The organism is Halomonas binhaiensis (genome assembly GCF_008329985.2).
Taxonomy (GTDB): Bacteria; Pseudomonadota; Gammaproteobacteria; order Pseudomonadales; family Halomonadaceae; genus Halomonas; species Halomonas binhaiensis.
Map to the genome: position 1 here is coordinate 3,694,264 of NZ_CP038437.2, position 16,112 is coordinate 3,710,375.

14 protein-coding genes, 2 tRNA genes and 1 pseudogene are annotated in these 16,112 nt (G+C 57.9%); 3 read left to right on the plus strand and 14 right to left on the minus strand.

The window, feature by feature from the left end; translation table 11 throughout:
- Window positions 1-179: 179 nt before the first annotated feature.
- The 4 genes from purC to dapA all read right to left on the minus strand — a co-directional run bounded on the left by purC (window position 180) and on the right by dapA (window position 3,703).
- Entirely contained in the window at window positions 180-896 is a 717-nt protein-coding gene (gene purC, locus E4T21_RS16160; RefSeq protein ID WP_149286026.1) for a phosphoribosylaminoimidazolesuccinocarboxamide synthase, read from the minus strand.
- Window positions 897-965: 69 nt separating this feature from the next.
- On the minus strand, window positions 966-1,760 hold the full coding sequence (locus tag E4T21_RS16165) for an MBL fold metallo-hydrolase (RefSeq protein WP_149286027.1): 795 nt from the start codon (window positions 1,758-1,760) through the stop codon (window positions 966-968).
- Window positions 1,760-2,725: a lipoprotein, NlpB gene (locus E4T21_RS16170; protein WP_149286028.1), complete on the minus strand. Its 966-nt coding sequence runs from the start codon at window positions 2,723-2,725 to the stop codon at window positions 1,760-1,762. The genes E4T21_RS16165 and E4T21_RS16170 overlap by 1 nt, the downstream gene beginning before the upstream one ends.
- 93 nt (window positions 2,726-2,818) lie before the next feature.
- Complete coding sequence (gene dapA, locus E4T21_RS16175; protein WP_149286029.1) at window positions 2,819-3,703, minus strand: 4-hydroxy-tetrahydrodipicolinate synthase; 885 nt, start codon at window positions 3,701-3,703, stop codon at window positions 2,819-2,821.
- Window positions 3,704-4,162: 459 nt separating this feature from the next.
- Here dapA and bcp point away from each other — a divergent pair, with 459 nt between their 5' ends.
- On the plus strand, window positions 4,163-4,636 hold the full coding sequence (gene bcp / locus E4T21_RS16180) for a thioredoxin-dependent thiol peroxidase (protein ID WP_149286030.1): 474 nt from the start codon (window positions 4,163-4,165) through the stop codon (window positions 4,634-4,636).
- Between the two features lie 131 nt (window positions 4,637-4,767).
- Here bcp and E4T21_RS16185 read toward each other — a convergent pair whose 3' ends face one another.
- Both E4T21_RS16185 and E4T21_RS16190 read right to left on the minus strand, forming a co-directional pair.
- The gene (locus tag E4T21_RS16185; RefSeq protein ID WP_149286031.1) at window positions 4,768-5,856 is read right to left on the minus strand and encodes an AI-2E family transporter; all 1,089 of its coding nucleotides are present in this window, start codon (window positions 5,854-5,856) and stop codon (window positions 4,768-4,770) included.
- Window positions 5,853-6,101: a sulfurtransferase TusA family protein gene (locus tag E4T21_RS16190; protein WP_149286032.1), complete on the minus strand. Its 249-nt coding sequence runs from the start codon at window positions 6,099-6,101 to the stop codon at window positions 5,853-5,855. Before E4T21_RS16190 ends, E4T21_RS16185 begins: the two co-directional genes overlap by 4 nt.
- Window positions 6,102-6,289: 188 nt before the next feature.
- Between E4T21_RS16190 and E4T21_RS16195 the strand changes: the two genes are divergently transcribed.
- Together E4T21_RS16195 and E4T21_RS16200 are read left to right on the plus strand one after the other, a co-directional pair.
- A complete protein-coding gene (locus E4T21_RS16195) occupies window positions 6,290-7,831 on the plus strand; it encodes a M48 family metalloprotease (protein ID WP_149286033.1) in 1,542 nt (513 codons plus the stop codon).
- Window positions 7,831-8,367: a DinB family protein gene (locus E4T21_RS16200; protein ID WP_149286034.1), complete on the plus strand. Its 537-nt coding sequence runs from the start codon at window positions 7,831-7,833 to the stop codon at window positions 8,365-8,367. The genes E4T21_RS16195 and E4T21_RS16200 overlap by 1 nt, the downstream gene beginning before the upstream one ends.
- A gap of 63 nt (window positions 8,368-8,430) precedes the next feature.
- Here the strand turns inward: E4T21_RS16200 and nadA are convergent, their stop codons facing one another.
- The 8 genes and pseudogenes from nadA to E4T21_RS16240 all read right to left on the minus strand — a co-directional run bounded on the left by nadA (window position 8,431) and on the right by E4T21_RS16240 (window position 16,026).
- A complete protein-coding gene (gene nadA / locus E4T21_RS16205; RefSeq protein ID WP_149286035.1) occupies window positions 8,431-9,459 on the minus strand; it encodes a quinolinate synthase NadA in 1,029 nt (342 codons plus the stop codon).
- Window positions 9,460-9,795: 336 nt separating this feature from the next.
- Window positions 9,796-9,871: transfer RNA gene (locus E4T21_RS16210), tRNA-Lys, on the minus strand.
- Window positions 9,872-9,947: 76 nt separating this feature from the next.
- A tRNA-Lys gene (locus E4T21_RS16215) sits at window positions 9,948-10,023 on the minus strand.
- Window positions 10,024-10,117: 94 nt separating this feature from the next.
- A complete protein-coding gene (gene rluB, locus E4T21_RS16220; protein ID WP_420827711.1) occupies window positions 10,118-10,969 on the minus strand; it encodes a 23S rRNA pseudouridine(2605) synthase RluB in 852 nt (283 codons plus the stop codon).
- Window positions 10,962-12,020 carry an SMC-Scp complex subunit ScpB gene (gene scpB, locus E4T21_RS21710; protein WP_149286037.1) on the minus strand — a complete coding sequence of 353 codons (1,059 nt, stop codon included), beginning with the start codon at window positions 12,018-12,020 and terminating at the stop codon, window positions 10,962-10,964. The genes rluB and scpB overlap by 8 nt, the downstream gene beginning before the upstream one ends.
- A gap of 176 nt (window positions 12,021-12,196) precedes the next feature.
- Window positions 12,197-13,057 (minus strand): annotated as a pseudogene (locus tag E4T21_RS16230) (segregation and condensation protein A); the annotation flags it as partial.
- A gap of 273 nt (window positions 13,058-13,330) precedes the next feature.
- The gene (radD, locus tag E4T21_RS16235; RefSeq protein WP_149286038.1) at window positions 13,331-15,226 is read right to left on the minus strand and encodes a DNA repair helicase RadD; all 1,896 of its coding nucleotides are present in this window, start codon (window positions 15,224-15,226) and stop codon (window positions 13,331-13,333) included.
- Window positions 15,226-16,026: an enoyl-CoA hydratase-related protein gene (locus E4T21_RS16240; protein ID WP_149286039.1), complete on the minus strand. Its 801-nt coding sequence runs from the start codon at window positions 16,024-16,026 to the stop codon at window positions 15,226-15,228. Before E4T21_RS16240 ends, radD begins: the two co-directional genes overlap by 1 nt.
- Between the last annotated feature and the right edge of the window lie 86 nt (window positions 16,027-16,112).

Consider the following 16,112-nt stretch of genomic DNA (forward strand, 5'->3'; position numbering starts at 1 on the left):
CAACACGCAGCCGCCCCAAGACGCCATCGCCCTGAACCACAGTGCAGTTCAGGGCGATGCCAGTACCTCAAGACGAAGCCTCTCATCTGCTCGGCGGGTGTTAAGTCTGGATCCATGAACCCAGAACTCTGGGCTCAGTCCTCGGACTCAAGCTTTCAGGCCCGCTGCTGCAGAAGACCTCAGGCGCCGAAATCGACGCCGATGCGGCGACCAACTTCTTCATAAGCTTCGATCACACCACCAAGCCCTTGGCGGAAGCGATCCTTGTCCAGCTTTTCACGAGTGTCGGCATCCCATAGACGACAACCATCCGGAGAGAACTCGTCACCGAGAACGATGCTGCCCTTGAACAAGCCAAACTCCAGCTTGTAATCCACCAGCAGCAAGCCGCCATCGGCGAACAGCTTCTTGAGTACCTCATTGACCTTGAAGGTCAGCGCCTTCATCTCTTCCAACTGCTCGGCTGTCGCCCAGCCGAAAGTGACGGCCAGCGACTCATTGATCATCGGATCGTGAAGCTCGTCATTCTTGAGGAACAGCTCGAAAGTCGGCGGATTGAGTTCCTGGCCTTCCTCCACGCCAAGACGCTTCACCAGGCCACCGGCAGCAATATTGCGCACCACGCACTCGACCGGGATCATGTCCAGCTTCTTGACCACACACTCGGTATCGGACAACAGCTGCTCTACATGGGTGGGAATACCCGCTTCTTCCAGCTTGCCCATGATGAAGGCATTGAAACGGTTGTTGACCATCCCCTTGCGCTCCAGGGATTCCATGCGCAGGCCATCGAAAGCGCTGGTATCGTCACGGAAGTGCAGGATCAGACGGTCAGGGTCGTCAGTGGCGTAAACCGATTTAGCCTTACCGGCATAGAGTTCTTCAAGCTTTTGCATTATGGGCCTCCACAGGCGAAACAGGTGATGGAACGCCGTCTGAATTCAGTGTTCCTGGGAATTATAAAGTCAGTGGATCGCCTGCCAATCCAGGCCTTCATCCTGGTCGGCCACGGTCAGGCGGTTCGCATCGCCATCGAGCAGGGGCATCAATGCCTCCAATGCCAACTCGGGACGATTATTATGCTCGGAAAGATGCGAACAGACGATATGCTGCAGGCGGTCGAGCCCGATGCGCTTGAGTAGAGTAGCGGCCTGCACATTGGCCAGGTGCCCCCAGTCTCCTCCTACACGACGCTTGAGACTTGGTGGGTAAGGTCCTTCTGCCAGCATCTGTACATCGTGATTGCATTCCAGGACCAAGGCATCACACCCGGTGAAAGCCTGGCACACATGATCGCTGGGATGCCCAAGATCCGTAAGCAAACCCAGTCGCCTGCCAGCCGCACTGATGGTGAATTGAACAGGTTCTCGCGCATCATGAGGTACCGTGACTGGCTCGATACTGAAGCCTTTCACCTGGAATGCTGCCTGCGGAGTAATCCAGTGGCACTGTGGCAGGCGGCCAAGCTTGCCGGACAGCCAGGTACCCGGGGTGATATGAACAGGCAGTTGATAGCGCCTGGCCAATGGCCCTACACCGCGGACATGGTCGCCGTGCTCATGAGTGACCAGGACAGCGTCAAGCTGGCTGGGATCCATTCCCAGGCGAGCCAGCCGACGCTCGGTCTCCTTCAGTGCGAAGCCACAATCCACCAGCACATGTGACTCGCCATCACTTACCAGGGTGGCATTACCCTTGCTGCCACTGCCAAGGGAGGCAAAACGCAGCCCTCCCCCAGCCTTGTCCGACCACTGAGGCATCAGCGCAACAGGCCTGACACGAAGTCCAGCAGTTCACGCTGATCATCGGCCGACAGCGTCTCATCTTCAGCACTGCTGACCTGCATCACTGTGACACTGCCCTGTGGGGTCAGGGTCAGGTTGAGTCGATGTGTCGACTCCCACAGGCTCAAGGAAGTCAGGGAATCGACGAAGCCACGGGTGCGCTCGCTCTCGGTCACATAATCAATGACAAAACTCTTGCTGGTCTCATCAGCAGATACCAGCTCGCGGCGCCCTTGCATGTCGAAATTGTTGCTCAACTGGAAATTCAACTCTGCCCAGGCGCGATCGATCGCAAACGGCATGATCATGACCCAGTCATTGCCCCGCTTCTGGAGCTCCATCGACTGGGCGCCTGGAGCCTGCTGGGCAGACATGGAAGCAATGCTGGCAGAGGCGCTACGCGCCTCAAGGTGGCTCTGCAATTCGGTCAGGCACAGGGTATTGGTCTGTCCTGCCGTCTCACAGCGGATCTCACTGGAACCCTGGCGCAACCCCTGGCGCAATTCGATATCGGCATCGGCCGTTGAAATTACACCACGCGAGGCATCCTTATTGGTGACCTGCAGGCCACGCATCTGGGAGAAACGCTCCAGCTCAGGCCAGACTGCAGCGGGAGGAGCACCCACAACCAGCCAGCTACCAGCGGCAGATTCGCGCAAGGCAACCTGGCCGGCATTCACCGCGCTGCTGGAAGCCATGGTCTGCGGCAGAGGCGCTTCGAACTCACTTTCACGAGCATAGAACTGCCCTGCCGCCTCAGGCACTGGCATGATGTCGCGATAACGGCTGGTATCACGGGTCTCCGGGAGCTTCAGAGGAGCCGCCACCTTAGCACCGGCATAGTCCTCATTACGGTCATGGTAATAACCGTCCTTGGCACAGCCAGCCAGTGTTACAGCCACAAGCGCCACCAGCGGCAGTCCTTTCAGCGCAGAATTCATGCATCCACCTTGATTGATTAATAGGTCCAGTCACCGCTGCCCAGCAACACATCACGATCAGGGGCAGCGCATGCCGTGCCCCTCCGACAACCGTCAGTCGTCAATCAGACCAGCCGACTGCAGGGCACCACTGACAGTGGAATGATACTTCTCGGATAACCAGGTCAGCGGCAGGCGAATTCCAGTGTCGATGATTCCCATACGATGCAGCGCCCACTTCACCGGGATCGGGTTGCTCTCGATACCCAGGTTGGTGTGCAACGGCAGCAAGCGTGTATTGATCTGATGAGCCTTCTCTGCATCCCCGGCAATCGCAGCCATGCACAGCTCGTGCATCGCTTTCGGCGCGACATTGGCAGTGACAGAAATGTCGCCGTTGCCACCCATCAACATAAAATCGCAAGCAGTGGCATCATCACCGGAATAGAGCATGAAGTCACTGCCCTTGAGACGCTGAATCAGCTCCTGGGCCCGCTCCAGATTACCGGTGGCATCCTTGAGACCGACGATGTTATCCACTTCGGCCAGGCGCAGCACTGTCTCGTTATAGATGTCAGAGATGGTGCGACCAGGCACGTTATACAGAATCACAGGAAGATCACAGTTCTCGGCAATGGCCTTGAAGTGCTGATACATGCCTTCCTGGGTAGGCTTGTTATAGTACGGCGCCACGCTCAGGCAATAGTCGGCACCCACCTCTTTGGCATAACGGGTCAGCTCGATCGCTTCAGTGGTGTTGTTGGAACCCGTTCCGGCAATCACCGGAATACGGCCATCGACCTCTTCCACCACCGTGCGGATCACATCGAAGTGCTCGGCGAATGACATGGTGGCAGGCTCACCAGTGGTGCCCGCTGCCACGATGGCATCAGTGCCATTTTCCAGATGGAAGCTCACCAGCTTGCGCAGCACTTCCCAGTCAATCTCGCCATTACTCTTCATCGGTGTCGCCAACGCGACGATACTACCCGTGATCATCCTCGTTATTCCTCTCGATTTGTCGCCAAGGTGCCACGCAGGTATTGCCTTGCGCGCTGACGTGATAGCCCTGAATCCGGTGCATCAGGGGGAGCAACCAGCCTCAGGTGCTGTACAAAAAGCCGATGAGCCATGGACAAGATCGGGCCCGCCATCAATGGGCGATGTCTTTCCCGCCCCTGAGTGAGCGCATGACGAAACCGGTCAAAAGCAGAGCTTATGAGCTGAAAACAAGCATTTTGAGACCAGATTCGATGCAACGTCACCAACGTGCAGACACTTTCCGTACAGAGCCTAAAGGATAAATGGTACTCAGGCGGCTAGACCCTGTACAGCCGCGCGTACGGGAAACCTCGATAATCTCTGTTCGACAGGGCGACAACCGGTCATTGCCCTTTACAGAGTCCCCCCCTTTTCCGTCTAATCGGAAGCCTTTGAATCGCATGATGGAGAACCACCATGAGCCTGGAGATTGGCGCAGTCGTTCCGGATTTCACAACCCCGGCCACCGATGATACCGAAATCACCCTGTCACAGCTGCGGGGCAAGCAGGTAGTCATCTACTTCTACCCCAAGGCCAGCACTCCGGGCTGCACCACTGAAGGAGGTGACTTCCGCGATCGCAAGGCACAGTTCGATGCCGCCAACACCGTCATCATTGGCGTTTCTCGTGATGGCATTCGAGCGCAACAGAACTTCAAGAACAAGCAGGAGTTCAACTTTGCCCTGCTCTCCGACAAGGACGAGACCGTCTGCAACCTGTTCGATGTCATCAAGCTGAAGAAGCTCTACGGCAAGGAATACATGGGGATCGAGCGCAGCACCTTCCTGATCGACAGCGAAGGCAAGCTTGCCCAGGAATGGCGCAAGGTCAAGGTAAAGGACCATGCTCAAGAGGTTCTGGAAGCTGCCCAGTCGCTACATCAGGGCTAGCTAGAGGGCATCAGGACGAGCCCAGTACGCTTCACATCCTGCACTGTTCTGAATCAGGGCTCAAACCGACAAGGCCGGTCAATGACCGGCCCTGTCGGAAGTTGCTGCACCGCCATTTATTCCTTTACCTGCTATTCCCCTACCTTCTGGGCAATGCTGTGCTGCTGTATTCCCCTGGGCCAGGCATAGACCAGGGCCTTGAGTAAGGTTGCCAGGGGAATCGCAAAGAACACTCCCCAGAATCCCCAGATACCACCAAACACCAGCACGGCCAGGATGATGGAGACCGGGTGCAGGTTGACCGCTTCGGAGAACAGGATCGGCACCAGCACATTGCCGTCCAGGGCCTGAAGTACGCCATAGGCCACCAGGACATAGAGAAACTGGTCACCCAACCCAAAGTGGAACCCCGCTACAGCGGCCACTGGCAACGTTGCAACGGCAGCACCGATATAGGGAACCAGCACCGAGAAACCGACCAGAACCCCAAGCAGGGCCGAGTATGGCAGGCCAAACATGGCAAAGGTGAAGAAGGCCACTGTACCGACAATGATGATTTCAGTGGCCTTGCCGCGTATGTAATTGGCAATCTGGCTATCCATCTCCTGCCATACCCGGGTCATCAGATCCCGCTTCGTGGGCAGAAATGAAACAAGAAAGCCAATCAGCCTGTCACGGTCCTTGAGCAGGAAGAACACCAGGATAGGCACCAGGACCAGATAGATGATCAGGCTCATCAAGTTGCCCAGGGAAGCCAGTGATAATGACACGGCCCGCTGGCTCAACTGGGTTGCCTCGCGACTGATCACACCGATCCAGTGCTGGACCAGGTCAGGAGTGATCAGCTGCGGATATTCCTTCTGCAACTCATCAAGCATATCCTGGCCACTGGCAAACATGCGGGGCGCCTCTTGAATCAAGCTGGTCAACTGTTCCCAGACCAGTGGCAGCAGGATGAAGGCCATGGCCAGCATCACGCCGATGAAAGCAAGAAACACGATCAATACCGCCATCAGGTGCGGCACCTTGCGCCGAGTCAGCCCATTGACGGGCCCTTGCAGCAGGAAAGCCACTACCAACGCCGTGAGGAAAGGTGCCAATACCTGTCCAAGCCAGATCACCGCGGCAAATCCGGCGACCAACAGCGCGAGCAGCAGCACCGCTTCTTCGTCGGAAAAATAACGATCAACCCAATTGCGAACAACCGTGCGCAATGTCATGTGTTGGCCTTCCCTGCTTTTCGCAGCCAGTAATAATAAACGTCGTCGCGCACTTCCCGGCCTTCCAGCACATGCTCACTTTGTTCGGCAAATGTCTCGAAATCCCGCCAGGAGCCTGCATCCGTTGCCCTGACCTCGAGCAGTTGTCCGGCTTCAAGGTGCGCCAGAGCCTGCTTGGCCTTCAACAATGGGAGTGGACATGGAAGCCCGCAGGCATCTAGCACATTATCAGGTTGCACTGTCATGATCTCTCCCGAGAAAATGCTTGAATCATATCGACAAGCTATCAGCTGTCGTACTTTCCTGAACTAGGCAAGTCCTTGGGATTTAAAGGCACTTTTGAGGTCGAAGCAATGTCATACCCAAGCGCACTTAACATAAACTTGCCACTATACAATGTTGCCAACATGCAATGCTGCCAATGAGGTCGAAGATGCCTGTGCGAACTCTGTCACGCCCTTGTGCCGGCCTACTGGTCCTCGCGCTGGCCGTATGTTCCTCCTCCATGGCCACGGCATGGACGCTCAACGAACCCCGGGACGATGCCACCAGCAGTCAGGGCAGCAGCCTCTACGACTCCTCAGGCACTCTCGATAGCGATCAGAACGACTTCGAACTCCCCAGTCTAGTGGCCACCGGCAGCCAGGCCATCAGCGGAGAAGAGTATCGTCTTGGCCGTGCATGGCTGCGACAGTTCCGAGCCCACGTACCGGAGTGGCGCGACCCTATCGCACAGGACTACATCGAGTCACTGGTCAGTCGCCTGGTCCCCTATAGCGGCCTGCCTGGCGTCAATACCACTATCACTCTGGTAGCCAATGGCAGCCTCAACGCCTTTGCCGTCCCTGGAGGAGTAGTAGGCGTCAACAGTGGCCTGTTTGCCTTCGCACGCGATGAAGCCGAAGTCGCTTCGGTACTGGCCCACGAACTCGGCCACCTGTCCCAGCGCCACTATGCACGCAGCAAGTCTCGTGCCGAACAGACTCAGATTCCGGCCATGGCTGCCATGCTTGCCGGCCTGGTCGTGGCAGCCGCAGGTGGTGGCGATGTCGGCATTGCCGCCATGGCCGGCACCCAGGCAGCCATGATACAGGACCAGTTGCGCTACTCGCGGCGTTATGAACAGGAAGCGGATCGTATCGGTCTCCAGGCCATGACTCAGGCAGGATACGACCCGAATGCCATGATCGACCTGTTTCGCTCCATGCAACGCATGATGAGCCTGCAAGGTGGCACACCACCAGAGTTTCTGCTGACTCACCCTGTTACCGAGTCACGCATCAGTGACGCCGAAGAACGGGTTCGTCAGCTACACGCTTCCGTCACCCGGGGAGATGACCTGCAATATCATCTGATCCGAGCTCGCGCATTACTGGCAATTCACCAGCGCTCGCCTAATCAGGCCATGACGATTCTACACCAGGACAATGCTCCCCAGGCAGCCCAGCAATATCTCCAGGCATTACTCGATGCCGAATCCGGCAACATAGATGCTGCCCTGTCCAGTCTCGATCAATTGGCTCAGAGTCACCCGGATATCGCCATGCTGCCAGCCAGTGCCGCCCAGGTCGCCTTCGAAGGTGGCCGAACCAGTGATGCCATCGCGCGTGCCCAGCGCCAGCTGCGTCTCATGCCGGATTATTACCCAGCATCCCTGCTGCTTGGCGAAGCCCTGCTACAGCAGGACCCTGAGCGTTCTTATCAAGTCCTCAGCAACCTTTCGCGCCGACGCACGGAAGACCCTTCGGTATTCTCGCTGCTCGCAGAAGCAGCGGGACACAGCGGCCATCAAGCCTGGGGGCACCTGGCCCGGGCTGAACAAATGCAGCTCGATGGCGATATCGACCGAGCCATTCGCCAGCTCGACGTGGCCGAAGCCGTGGCACGCCGCAGCGACGACTTCAATGCCCAAGGCCGAGTCGTCCAGCGCAAGAAGGCGTTCCGCGAATATCGCGAGACCATGGAGAAATTCTGATGCAGCTCATGGAACACTTCATGCTGCTGGCCCGCTATAACCAGTGGATGAACACAAAAGTCTATGCAGCAGCGAGCCACCTGCCCACGGAAGAGCAGTGGAAAGATCGTGGCGCCTTTTTCGGCTCTATCCTGGGTACCCTGAACCACATCATGGTTGGCGACATTCTTTGGCTCAAGCGCTTTGCAACACATCCTTCATCGCATGCCTCATTGCACGGCATCGTGAGCCTGGCAATGCCCAGCAGCCTCGAGCAGATACTCATCGATGAATTCGAACCATTACACCAGCGTCGCAAATGGATGGACGAACAGATCATCAACTGGATCGAGCAGCTCTCCTACCGGGACCTCGATGACTCGCTCAGCTACCACAACATCCAGGGCACTCCCGCTACCCAACCCTACTCCAGTCTGATACTCCACTTCTTCAATCACCAGACCCATCACCGAGGACAGGTGTCCACGTTGCTGTTACAGGCAGGAGAAGACATTGGCAGCACGGACTTATTGGATCTGATAGCACAGCAACAGTGATCCCCAGATACAAAGACGCCCGCAGTCATGTCGGCTACGGGCGTCTTAAGCAAGCCGGCGTCGTCACGCCTGGAATTCAAGCATCCGGGTCAGAGGCTTGAGAGCCTGGGTGCGCAGTTCGTCACTGACGTCGATCTCCCCGCTTCCTTCACGCAAAGCCTCCGCCAGATTATCGAGCGCATTCATCGCCATCCAGGGGCAATGGGCGCAGCTACGGCACGTCGCACCATTACCAGCGGTTGGAGCCTCGAACAGCGTCTTGTCCGGCACAACCTGCTGCATCTTGAAGAAGATACCGCGATCGGTCGCCACGATCAGCTGCTCATTGGGCAATTCCTTGGCTGCCTTGATCAACTGGGACGTCGAGCCGGCCACATCAGCAAGGGATACCACAGACTCAGGAGATTCCGGGTGCACCAGAACGGCGGCATCAGGGTAAAGCGCCTTGAGGTCCTCGACCCCTTTGGCCTTGAACTCCTCGTGAACAATGCATGCGCCGTCCCAGAGCAGCATATCTGCCCCGGTCTTCTTCTGGATATAACCACCCAGGTGCTTGTCCGGGGCCCACAGAATCTTTTCCCCCTTGGCCTGTAGATGCTCGATCACCTCCACTGCGATGGAAGATGTCACCACCCAGTCGGCACGAGCCTTGACGGCCGCCGAGGTATTGGCATAGACCACCACGGTGCGATCCGGGTGCGCATCACAGAAGGCGGAAAACTCATCGATAGGACAACCCACATCCAGGGAACAGGTCGCCTCCAGAGTCGGCATCAGCACACGCTTCTCGGGAGACAGGATCTTGGCCGTCTCGCCCATGAAGCGCACTCCCGCCACCACCAAGGTGGAAGCATCATGACGCGCGCCAAAACGTGCCATCTCAAGGGAGTCAGCGACACAACCGCCTGTTTCCTCGGCCAGCTGCTGGATAGCATCATCGGTATAGTAGTGAGCGACGAGGACGGCATTCTGCTCGTTGAGCAAACGCTTGATTTCTGCAACGCGAGCAGCATCCTCGGCAGGGATACGGGTAGGGCAATAAGGGCGTGCGAGATAATCCCGGATCTCGGCCCGTGAAGTCATGACTGTCATCGTGTCTACCACTGTGACCAGCAGGGAATCCCCCTGCACATGAGCTTGTGCGCAGACAACTCTCCGTTGCTGCAACACGCCTGTGAAACCACCGGCCGCCCTCGACACCTTGAGAGCACTCGCCAGTAACTTCAACTATCGGCATCCCCATGCGTCTCTCGCCCTGGCGATGCCTCTCGTCGGCTAGGCCATCGAAACAACCACTGCAGTGCCTAGCAGACGAACATAACAAGATGATGACGCCAGGATGGCGATGATGCAAGACTAGAGACGCTATTCAAGCCTCGATACCCGCAAACAGAAACGGCCCCGTTCCGAGGAACGAGGCCGTAAATCTGGTGGGTCGTGTAGGATTCGAACCTACGACCAATTGGTTAAAAGCCAACTGCTCTACCAACTGAGCTAACGACCCGGCTCATGGCCTCTGCATTACACTTGATGATGTGTTGCCACTCCAACAAGGCAAGGCTGCCATGTACAGGTTCGGTTGGTGGGTCGTGTAGGATTCGAACCTACGACCAATTGGTTAAAAGCCAACTGCTCTACCAACTGAGCTAACGACCCGTCCCGAACGCGTGCAGATACTACGGATATACCCCTTTCATTGCAAGCACTTTTTTCGATAAAACATCAAAGTGCGTCGAGTGCCGTGCAGGTTTCAGCGTTTGCGACTGCGCTGCATCGTCTGTACCGGGCGACGCTTGTGCTTGTCGCGGCTCCAGCGATTACGCTCATCCGGTGTCAGTTCCGGAACCTTGCGTGTTTCCAGCCCAGCCACCTCAGCCAGGTCGTCGACCTCAGTCTGGGACAACTCCACCCACTCACCTGCCTTGGCACGCTTATCGAGGAAGATATTGCCATAGCGTACACGCTTGAGGCGGCTGACGGTCAGCCCCTGGGACTCCCATAAGCGGCGTACCTCACGGTTGCGGCCTTCCATGAGCACCACATGAAACCAGGTATTGATGCCTTCCCCGCCAAACTCCTGGACATCAGTGAAACGTGCAGGGCCATCGTCGAGCATCACGCCATCCACCATGGCCACCACATTCTCGCGCTTGACCTCTCCCATCACCCGTACGGCGTACTCACGCTCGACTTGGGTGGAAGGATGCATCAAGCGATTGGCCAGCTCGCCATCCGTTGTGAACAGCAACAGTCCACTGGTATTGATATCCAGGCGGCCAATGGCAATCCAGCGTTCTCCCTTGAGCCGAGGCAGACGGTCGAATACGGTACGCCGTCCCTCAGGATCCTTGCGTGTGCACAGCTCGCCTTCCGGCTTGTTGTACATGATTACTCGGCGCGGAACCTCTTCAGCAGCGCGCAGAGTGACCGGGCGGTCATCGAGGCTCACTTTGTCACGGGCCTCGACCCGGTCCCCCAAGGTAGCGACCTGGCCATTGACCTTGACTCGGCCATCTGCGATCGCCGCCTCCATCTCACGACGGGAACCCAGACCGGCACGGGCCAGGACCTTCTGCAGTTTTTCGCTGGTGGTGTTACTCATCGGTATCATTCTCGGTATCGGTGTATTCCGTGCCCGAGGCAGCGTCATCATCGACGCGACCGCGGGCCCGTTCGGACAACCTGGCTTCCAGATCAGCGAAGCTCAGGCCTGTCCGCTCAGACGCCATCTCGGCGTGACCATCGAGGCCTTCGGACATCATGTCGCTTGCTTCCATAGCAGCCTCTGTCCCCGAAGCTCCTCTCGCCTCTATAGAAAATCTCGTCTCGTCGTCATGCGATACAGCGACAAGACTTTCTATCCTGGTACGATCTTCAATATTAGTACTGCTTTCACTCTTGGTATCGCTGTCTACTCCGCCTTCCACTTCTTCAGCTTCCTGAGCTTCTGTTCTCATGGCTGCTGTCTTCTGGTCCTCTGACTCAGAAGGCTCTTCATCAGAAGACACTTCGCCAGATGACGCCTCACCAGAAAGCTCTTCATCCAGAGGCAGATCAGCCTGGGCAAGAAGAGGAGACGGCGGCGGAGGCAGATCCTCTTCCAGTTGCACCTCTTCAAACTGCTTGAGCTCGTGCATCGGCGGCAGTTCGTCCAGGGTCTTGAGTCCGAAGTCATCAAGAAAGCTGCGAGTTGTTGCATAGACGGCCGGGCGCCCAGGGACATCGCGATGCCCCACCACTCGAATCCATCCACGTTCCAGCAGCGTCCGCATGATCGAGCCACTGACCGTGACGCCACGCACTTCCTCGATATCCCCGCGAGTGACGGGCTGGCGATAGGCGATCATCGCCAGGGTCTCGAGCAGTGCTCGGGAATAACGCTGTGGGCGTTCATCCCACAGCCGTGCCACCCAGTTGGCCAGGCGCGGACGTATCCGTAGCTGGTAGCCTGAAGCGGTCTCGATAAGCTCCATGGCACCACGCACATGACGCTCGGTCAGGCGCTCCAGGGCCTCTCGCAACGCACGACGTGGCGGCCGTTCGTGATCATCGAACAGCAGTTCCAGGCGATCGAGCCCCAGCGGCTCCCCTGCAGAGAGCAATGCAGCTTCAATGATGTCATCCAGCGCATCGGGTGCTTCCATCACGCTCATGCGGGCTCTTCCCCTTTACCTGCAGATTCGCTCCAGACATCACCCTCAGGAACATCCAGGTCATCCTCGAGCTCATCGTCCAGGCCCCCAGGACGACCTTCAAGCTCGTCTTCATTTTCCAGCTCAGCCAGCGCCTCTTCCAGCTCTATGGCAGAGGCGACCGTATCACCAGCGCCAGGCTCATCAAAGGCACTTTCTCCGCCGTCCATATCATCCAACTCATCGAAGGGGGCCTCCTCGCCCTCTTCCGCCAGCCGCGCGCGCACATGAATCGGCGACAAGGCTTCGTTCTGGACGATTTCGATCATGGATTCCTTGGCCAGTTCCAGAATCGCCATGAACGTCACCACAACCCCCGAGCGCCCTTCCTCCAATGTGAATAGCGCCTCGAAGGGGGTGTAGCGCTCATGGTGCAATTTTTCCATGATGGCCAGCATGCGCTCCCGGGTCGACAGGACTTCTGTCTCGATATGGTGAGACTTGTTCAACTCGGCTCGGCGCAACAGCCCCGCCAGAGCACCGAGCAGTTCATCCAGCGCGACATCGGGATGAATCACCCGGGCTTCGAGCGGCGGCAAGCCTGCCTTGGCCGGAAACCAGTCGCGTCCTATCCGGGGCAGATCAGCCAACGACTCAGCAGCCAGTTTCAGCCGCTCATATTCCTGCAGACGACGTATCAACTCAGCACGAGGATCATCGTCTTCACTGCCATCTTCGCTCTTCGGGGGCCGGGGCAGCAGCGAGCGCGACTTGATCTCTGCTAACATGGCCGCCATCAGCAGATATTCGCCCGCCAGCTCGATTTCCATGGCCTTCATCAGTTCCACATACTCAATGTACTGATGCGTGATGGCAGCCACGTCAATCGACAGGATGTCGAGATTCTGGCGTCGAATCAGATACAGCAGCAGGTCGAGCGGGCCTTCGAAGGTTTCCAGGAAGACTCTCAGAGCCTCCGGCGGAATGTACAGATCTTCAGGCAGTTCGGTGATCGGCTCATCGAACAGGCGGCCCAACGCCTGAACCTGCGGCACCACTTCCTGGTCTTCTGCAGCGCTCTCACCCGCCTTATTGGCAGGATCGCTCGAACACTCGGCAGCCGCCTGATCGGCAACTTCCTGAAGCAAGGCTTGATCTGTCGTCGGCGAGTCACTCACGCGAGGCCCGTCTCCCGGAAAGTGCCGGCGGCACAAGGTTGGCGTCAATCGTTCAGTTTATCAATCTCCGCGCAGGGCTTCTATTTCGCGCAGAGTTTATATTTCGCGCGGGCTTCTCTTTCAGAAGCATCATCACCTTACAGGTGACACCGCCTACTGCAGATGACAGCACTCATGCCCGATAGCATCATCTGCATCCTGCTCGCCATCTGCACTCGCTGCCTTACGATAGCGCCCGACATAGTCGAACAGTTTCTCGCGTACCTTCCAATGGCGGCCCACCTTGCGCCCGACCACAAAGTCCGGTGCTCGCAAGCGCTGCTGTCCAGCGCAGACCTCCTGTGGTGACCTGGGCGACCAGGGTATCCCTGGAGCACGCGAGTGGTGGCGCAGGAACACTGCACCAAAGGCATTCCTCTGAGCAGCGGTTTCCAGAGCGAACCATTCATGCAGGGTGGCACCATCTTCATCGTGATAGGTCACCTTGAGACGAGGAAGGCCTCGGCCATTCACCACGGCATCCAACTGCATGCCACTGACCCTCAGCACCTTGGCATCGCGCAACTTCAAGGCCGCGCGCAGCTTGTCATCGGCATCGACCAGCAACGCCTGGCAGCCATGGCAACAACGTGCCGCAATATCATTCTCGACACCACACTCCCCGCAAACCTTGAAGCGAAAGCGGAAAGTACACTGCTGCCCGGCCGTACCCGCCCCTTCTGGGTCATCCACCAACCCCTGACAGCGGCGACCATAGTGTTCGATGACGATCTCACCGTCACGCTTGCCCCAGAACAGGTTGGCATGGCCACAGGCCGGACACTCGACCTGCACAGGCTCGCTATCGCTCTGTGGACGCGCTCCCCCGACTTCGGGCGCATACAGATCCCAGGGGTTACCGGCATAATCCAGCACCAGGCAATCGCTCTTGCCTGGCGACAAACGTAGGCCACGGCCGACGATCTGCTGGTAGAGGCCCACCGACTCTGTGGGTCTGAGAATTGCGATCAGGTCTACATGTGGTGCATCAAAACCGGTAGTCAACACGGACACATTGACCAGAAACTTGATGTGCCTGGCTTTGAACGCCTCGATCAAGCGAGTGCGTTCGTCACCATCGGTATTGCCAGTCACGAGAGCTGAGCTCTCCGCCGGCAGATATCCCATGATCTCCTGGGCATGCGGAACACTGGCCGCAAAGATCATCACTCCCTGGCGTTGCCTGGCATGCTCAACGACATCGGCAATGATGCCCGGCGTTGCTCGATTCCCCGAAACAATTCTGTTGATCTCTTCTTCACGGAACAGACCGCTTCCCCCAGGCACCAGGGATGAGAAATCATAATGCGCCACGGCGGCATCGACCTTCACCGGTTCGCAGAGAAAGCCCTGACGCACCATCAGGCGTAAAGGTTGCTCGAATACGCAGTCCCGGAAAAAGGCCTCGTCCTCACCACGCACCATGCCATGATAGTGACGGTGATAGATAAACCCTTGCCCAAGACGATAAGGCGTTGCGGTCAACCCCAGCACCTTGAGCCGCGGATTGCGGTTTCTCAGATGTTCGATCACCTTGCGATAACTGGAATCCTGCTCCAGGGACACCCGGTGGCATTCATCAATCACCAGCAGGGTAAAAGGGCCATATCTGGCCTCGGTATCGCTGACCGCGTCCAGATGCCGTACTACCGACTGCACCGAGCCAAAGACCACCTGGCGGTCGCTTTCCCTGCGCTTTAGTCCGGCACTGAAGATATCCGCCTGCAGGCCATAGGCCAGGTATTTGGCGTGATTCTGCTCGACCAGCTCACGCACATGCGCCAGCACCAGCACGCGCCCGCGAGCAAGGCGCGCCAGCTCGGCGATGACCAGCGACTTGCCACTGCCTGTCGGCAACACCACTACGGCAGGATCATCAGTGCCGCGAAAGTGCTGGATGACTCGTTGAACCGCGTCGCGTTGATAAGGACGTAGCTGTGGAACCGATGGCGGAACCGGTTGTGATGTCGATTGTGAAATCGGTTGTTGAGCCGGTTGTGACGATGTCATCACGCAAGCCGGGGCCGACGCCCTTCCAGGCGCGCCCGTGTTGCCTCGCGCTGCTCGGGCCCGCCTATCAGGTTACGCTGCAGACCGGACTCACGTTCCAGACATTCGCGTTCGCTCATTGCCGGGGCCTCGCGACGCAGACGACGCGCCGCCGCCACGGCCCTGGGGGAGCGGAGAGCCAGGGATTGCGCCAGCTCTCTCCCGCCTTCGCGAGGGTCTTCATCAAGCCGTGAGGCCAGGCCAAGAATCACGGCTTCTTCACCGCTCAAGTGACGCCCGGTCAGCATCATGTCATGGATGACATCCTGGCGCAGCGCGGCCCCTGAGACACTGACCCCCATATCGGCAACCAGCCCCCACTCAATCTCCGGCAGCGCCAGCGATGCCTCTGGATGGACAATACGAATATCCGCCGCCAGGGCCATCTGCAGACCTGCACCAAAGACATGGCCATGCAAGGCAGCAACCACGGGGCCCCCAACATCACGCCAGCCCAGCGCCAAGCGTTGAGCTGGCGTCATGCCGGTGGCATCCGGCTGAAGCAACCAGGCGATACGCTCAGGAGTCGATACCACTGCGGCCACATCCAATCCCGAACAGAAACTTTCGCCTTCGCCCAGCAGCACCACTGCACGCACACCGACCCGCTCGGCCAGCCACACCTGAGCTTCCAGCAAGGCGTCGATCATTGCGACATCCATGCAGTTGTGGCGTTCAGCATGATCGAGGCGCACTTCAGCCACATGATTGTCCAAGATCACCTGGAGACGATCGTGGAAAATCTTGGTAACAGCAGTCATGGCAGGCTCCTGGAGAAATAGTGTGGGCTAAATGATGCGTTCAACAGCAATGTTAGGCTCTCAATGCAAGTGCCGCCCGAAAAGGG

Bases quoted from the DNA above. Each gene is read 5' to 3' on its own strand.
- purC (WP_149286026.1), bottom strand. From the start codon at position 896: ATGCAAAAGCTTGAAGAACTCTATGCCGGTAAGGCTAAATCGGTTTAC.
- E4T21_RS16165 (WP_149286027.1), bottom strand. From the start codon at position 1,760: ATGCCTCAGTGGTCGGACAAGGCTGGGGGAGGGCTGCGTTTTGCCTCC.
- E4T21_RS16170 (WP_149286028.1), bottom strand. From the start codon at position 2,725: ATGAATTCTGCGCTGAAAGGACTGCCGCTGGTGGCGCTTGTGGCTGTA.
- dapA (WP_149286029.1), bottom strand. From the start codon at position 3,703: ATGATCACGGGTAGTATCGTCGCGTTGGCGACACCGATGAAGAGTAAT.
- bcp (WP_149286030.1), top strand. From the start codon at position 4,163: ATGAGCCTGGAGATTGGCGCAGTCGTTCCGGATTTCACAACCCCGGCC.
- E4T21_RS16185 (WP_149286031.1), bottom strand. From the start codon at position 5,856: ATGACATTGCGCACGGTTGTTCGCAATTGGGTTGATCGTTATTTTTCC.
- E4T21_RS16190 (WP_149286032.1), bottom strand. From the start codon at position 6,101: ATGACAGTGCAACCTGATAATGTGCTAGATGCCTGCGGGCTTCCATGT.
- E4T21_RS16195 (WP_149286033.1), top strand. From the start codon at position 6,290: ATGCCTGTGCGAACTCTGTCACGCCCTTGTGCCGGCCTACTGGTCCTC.
- E4T21_RS16200 (WP_149286034.1), top strand. From the start codon at position 7,831: ATGCAGCTCATGGAACACTTCATGCTGCTGGCCCGCTATAACCAGTGG.
- nadA (WP_149286035.1), bottom strand. From the start codon at position 9,459: ATGACAGTCATGACTTCACGGGCCGAGATCCGGGATTATCTCGCACGC.
- rluB (WP_420827711.1), bottom strand. From the start codon at position 10,969: ATGAGTAACACCACCAGCGAAAAACTGCAGAAGGTCCTGGCCCGTGCC.
- scpB (WP_149286037.1), bottom strand. From the start codon at position 12,020: ATGAGCGTGATGGAAGCACCCGATGCGCTGGATGACATCATTGAAGCT.
- radD (WP_149286038.1), bottom strand. From the start codon at position 15,226: ATGACATCGTCACAACCGGCTCAACAACCGATTTCACAATCGACATCA.
- E4T21_RS16240 (WP_149286039.1), bottom strand. From the start codon at position 16,026: ATGACTGCTGTTACCAAGATTTTCCACGATCGTCTCCAGGTGATCTTG.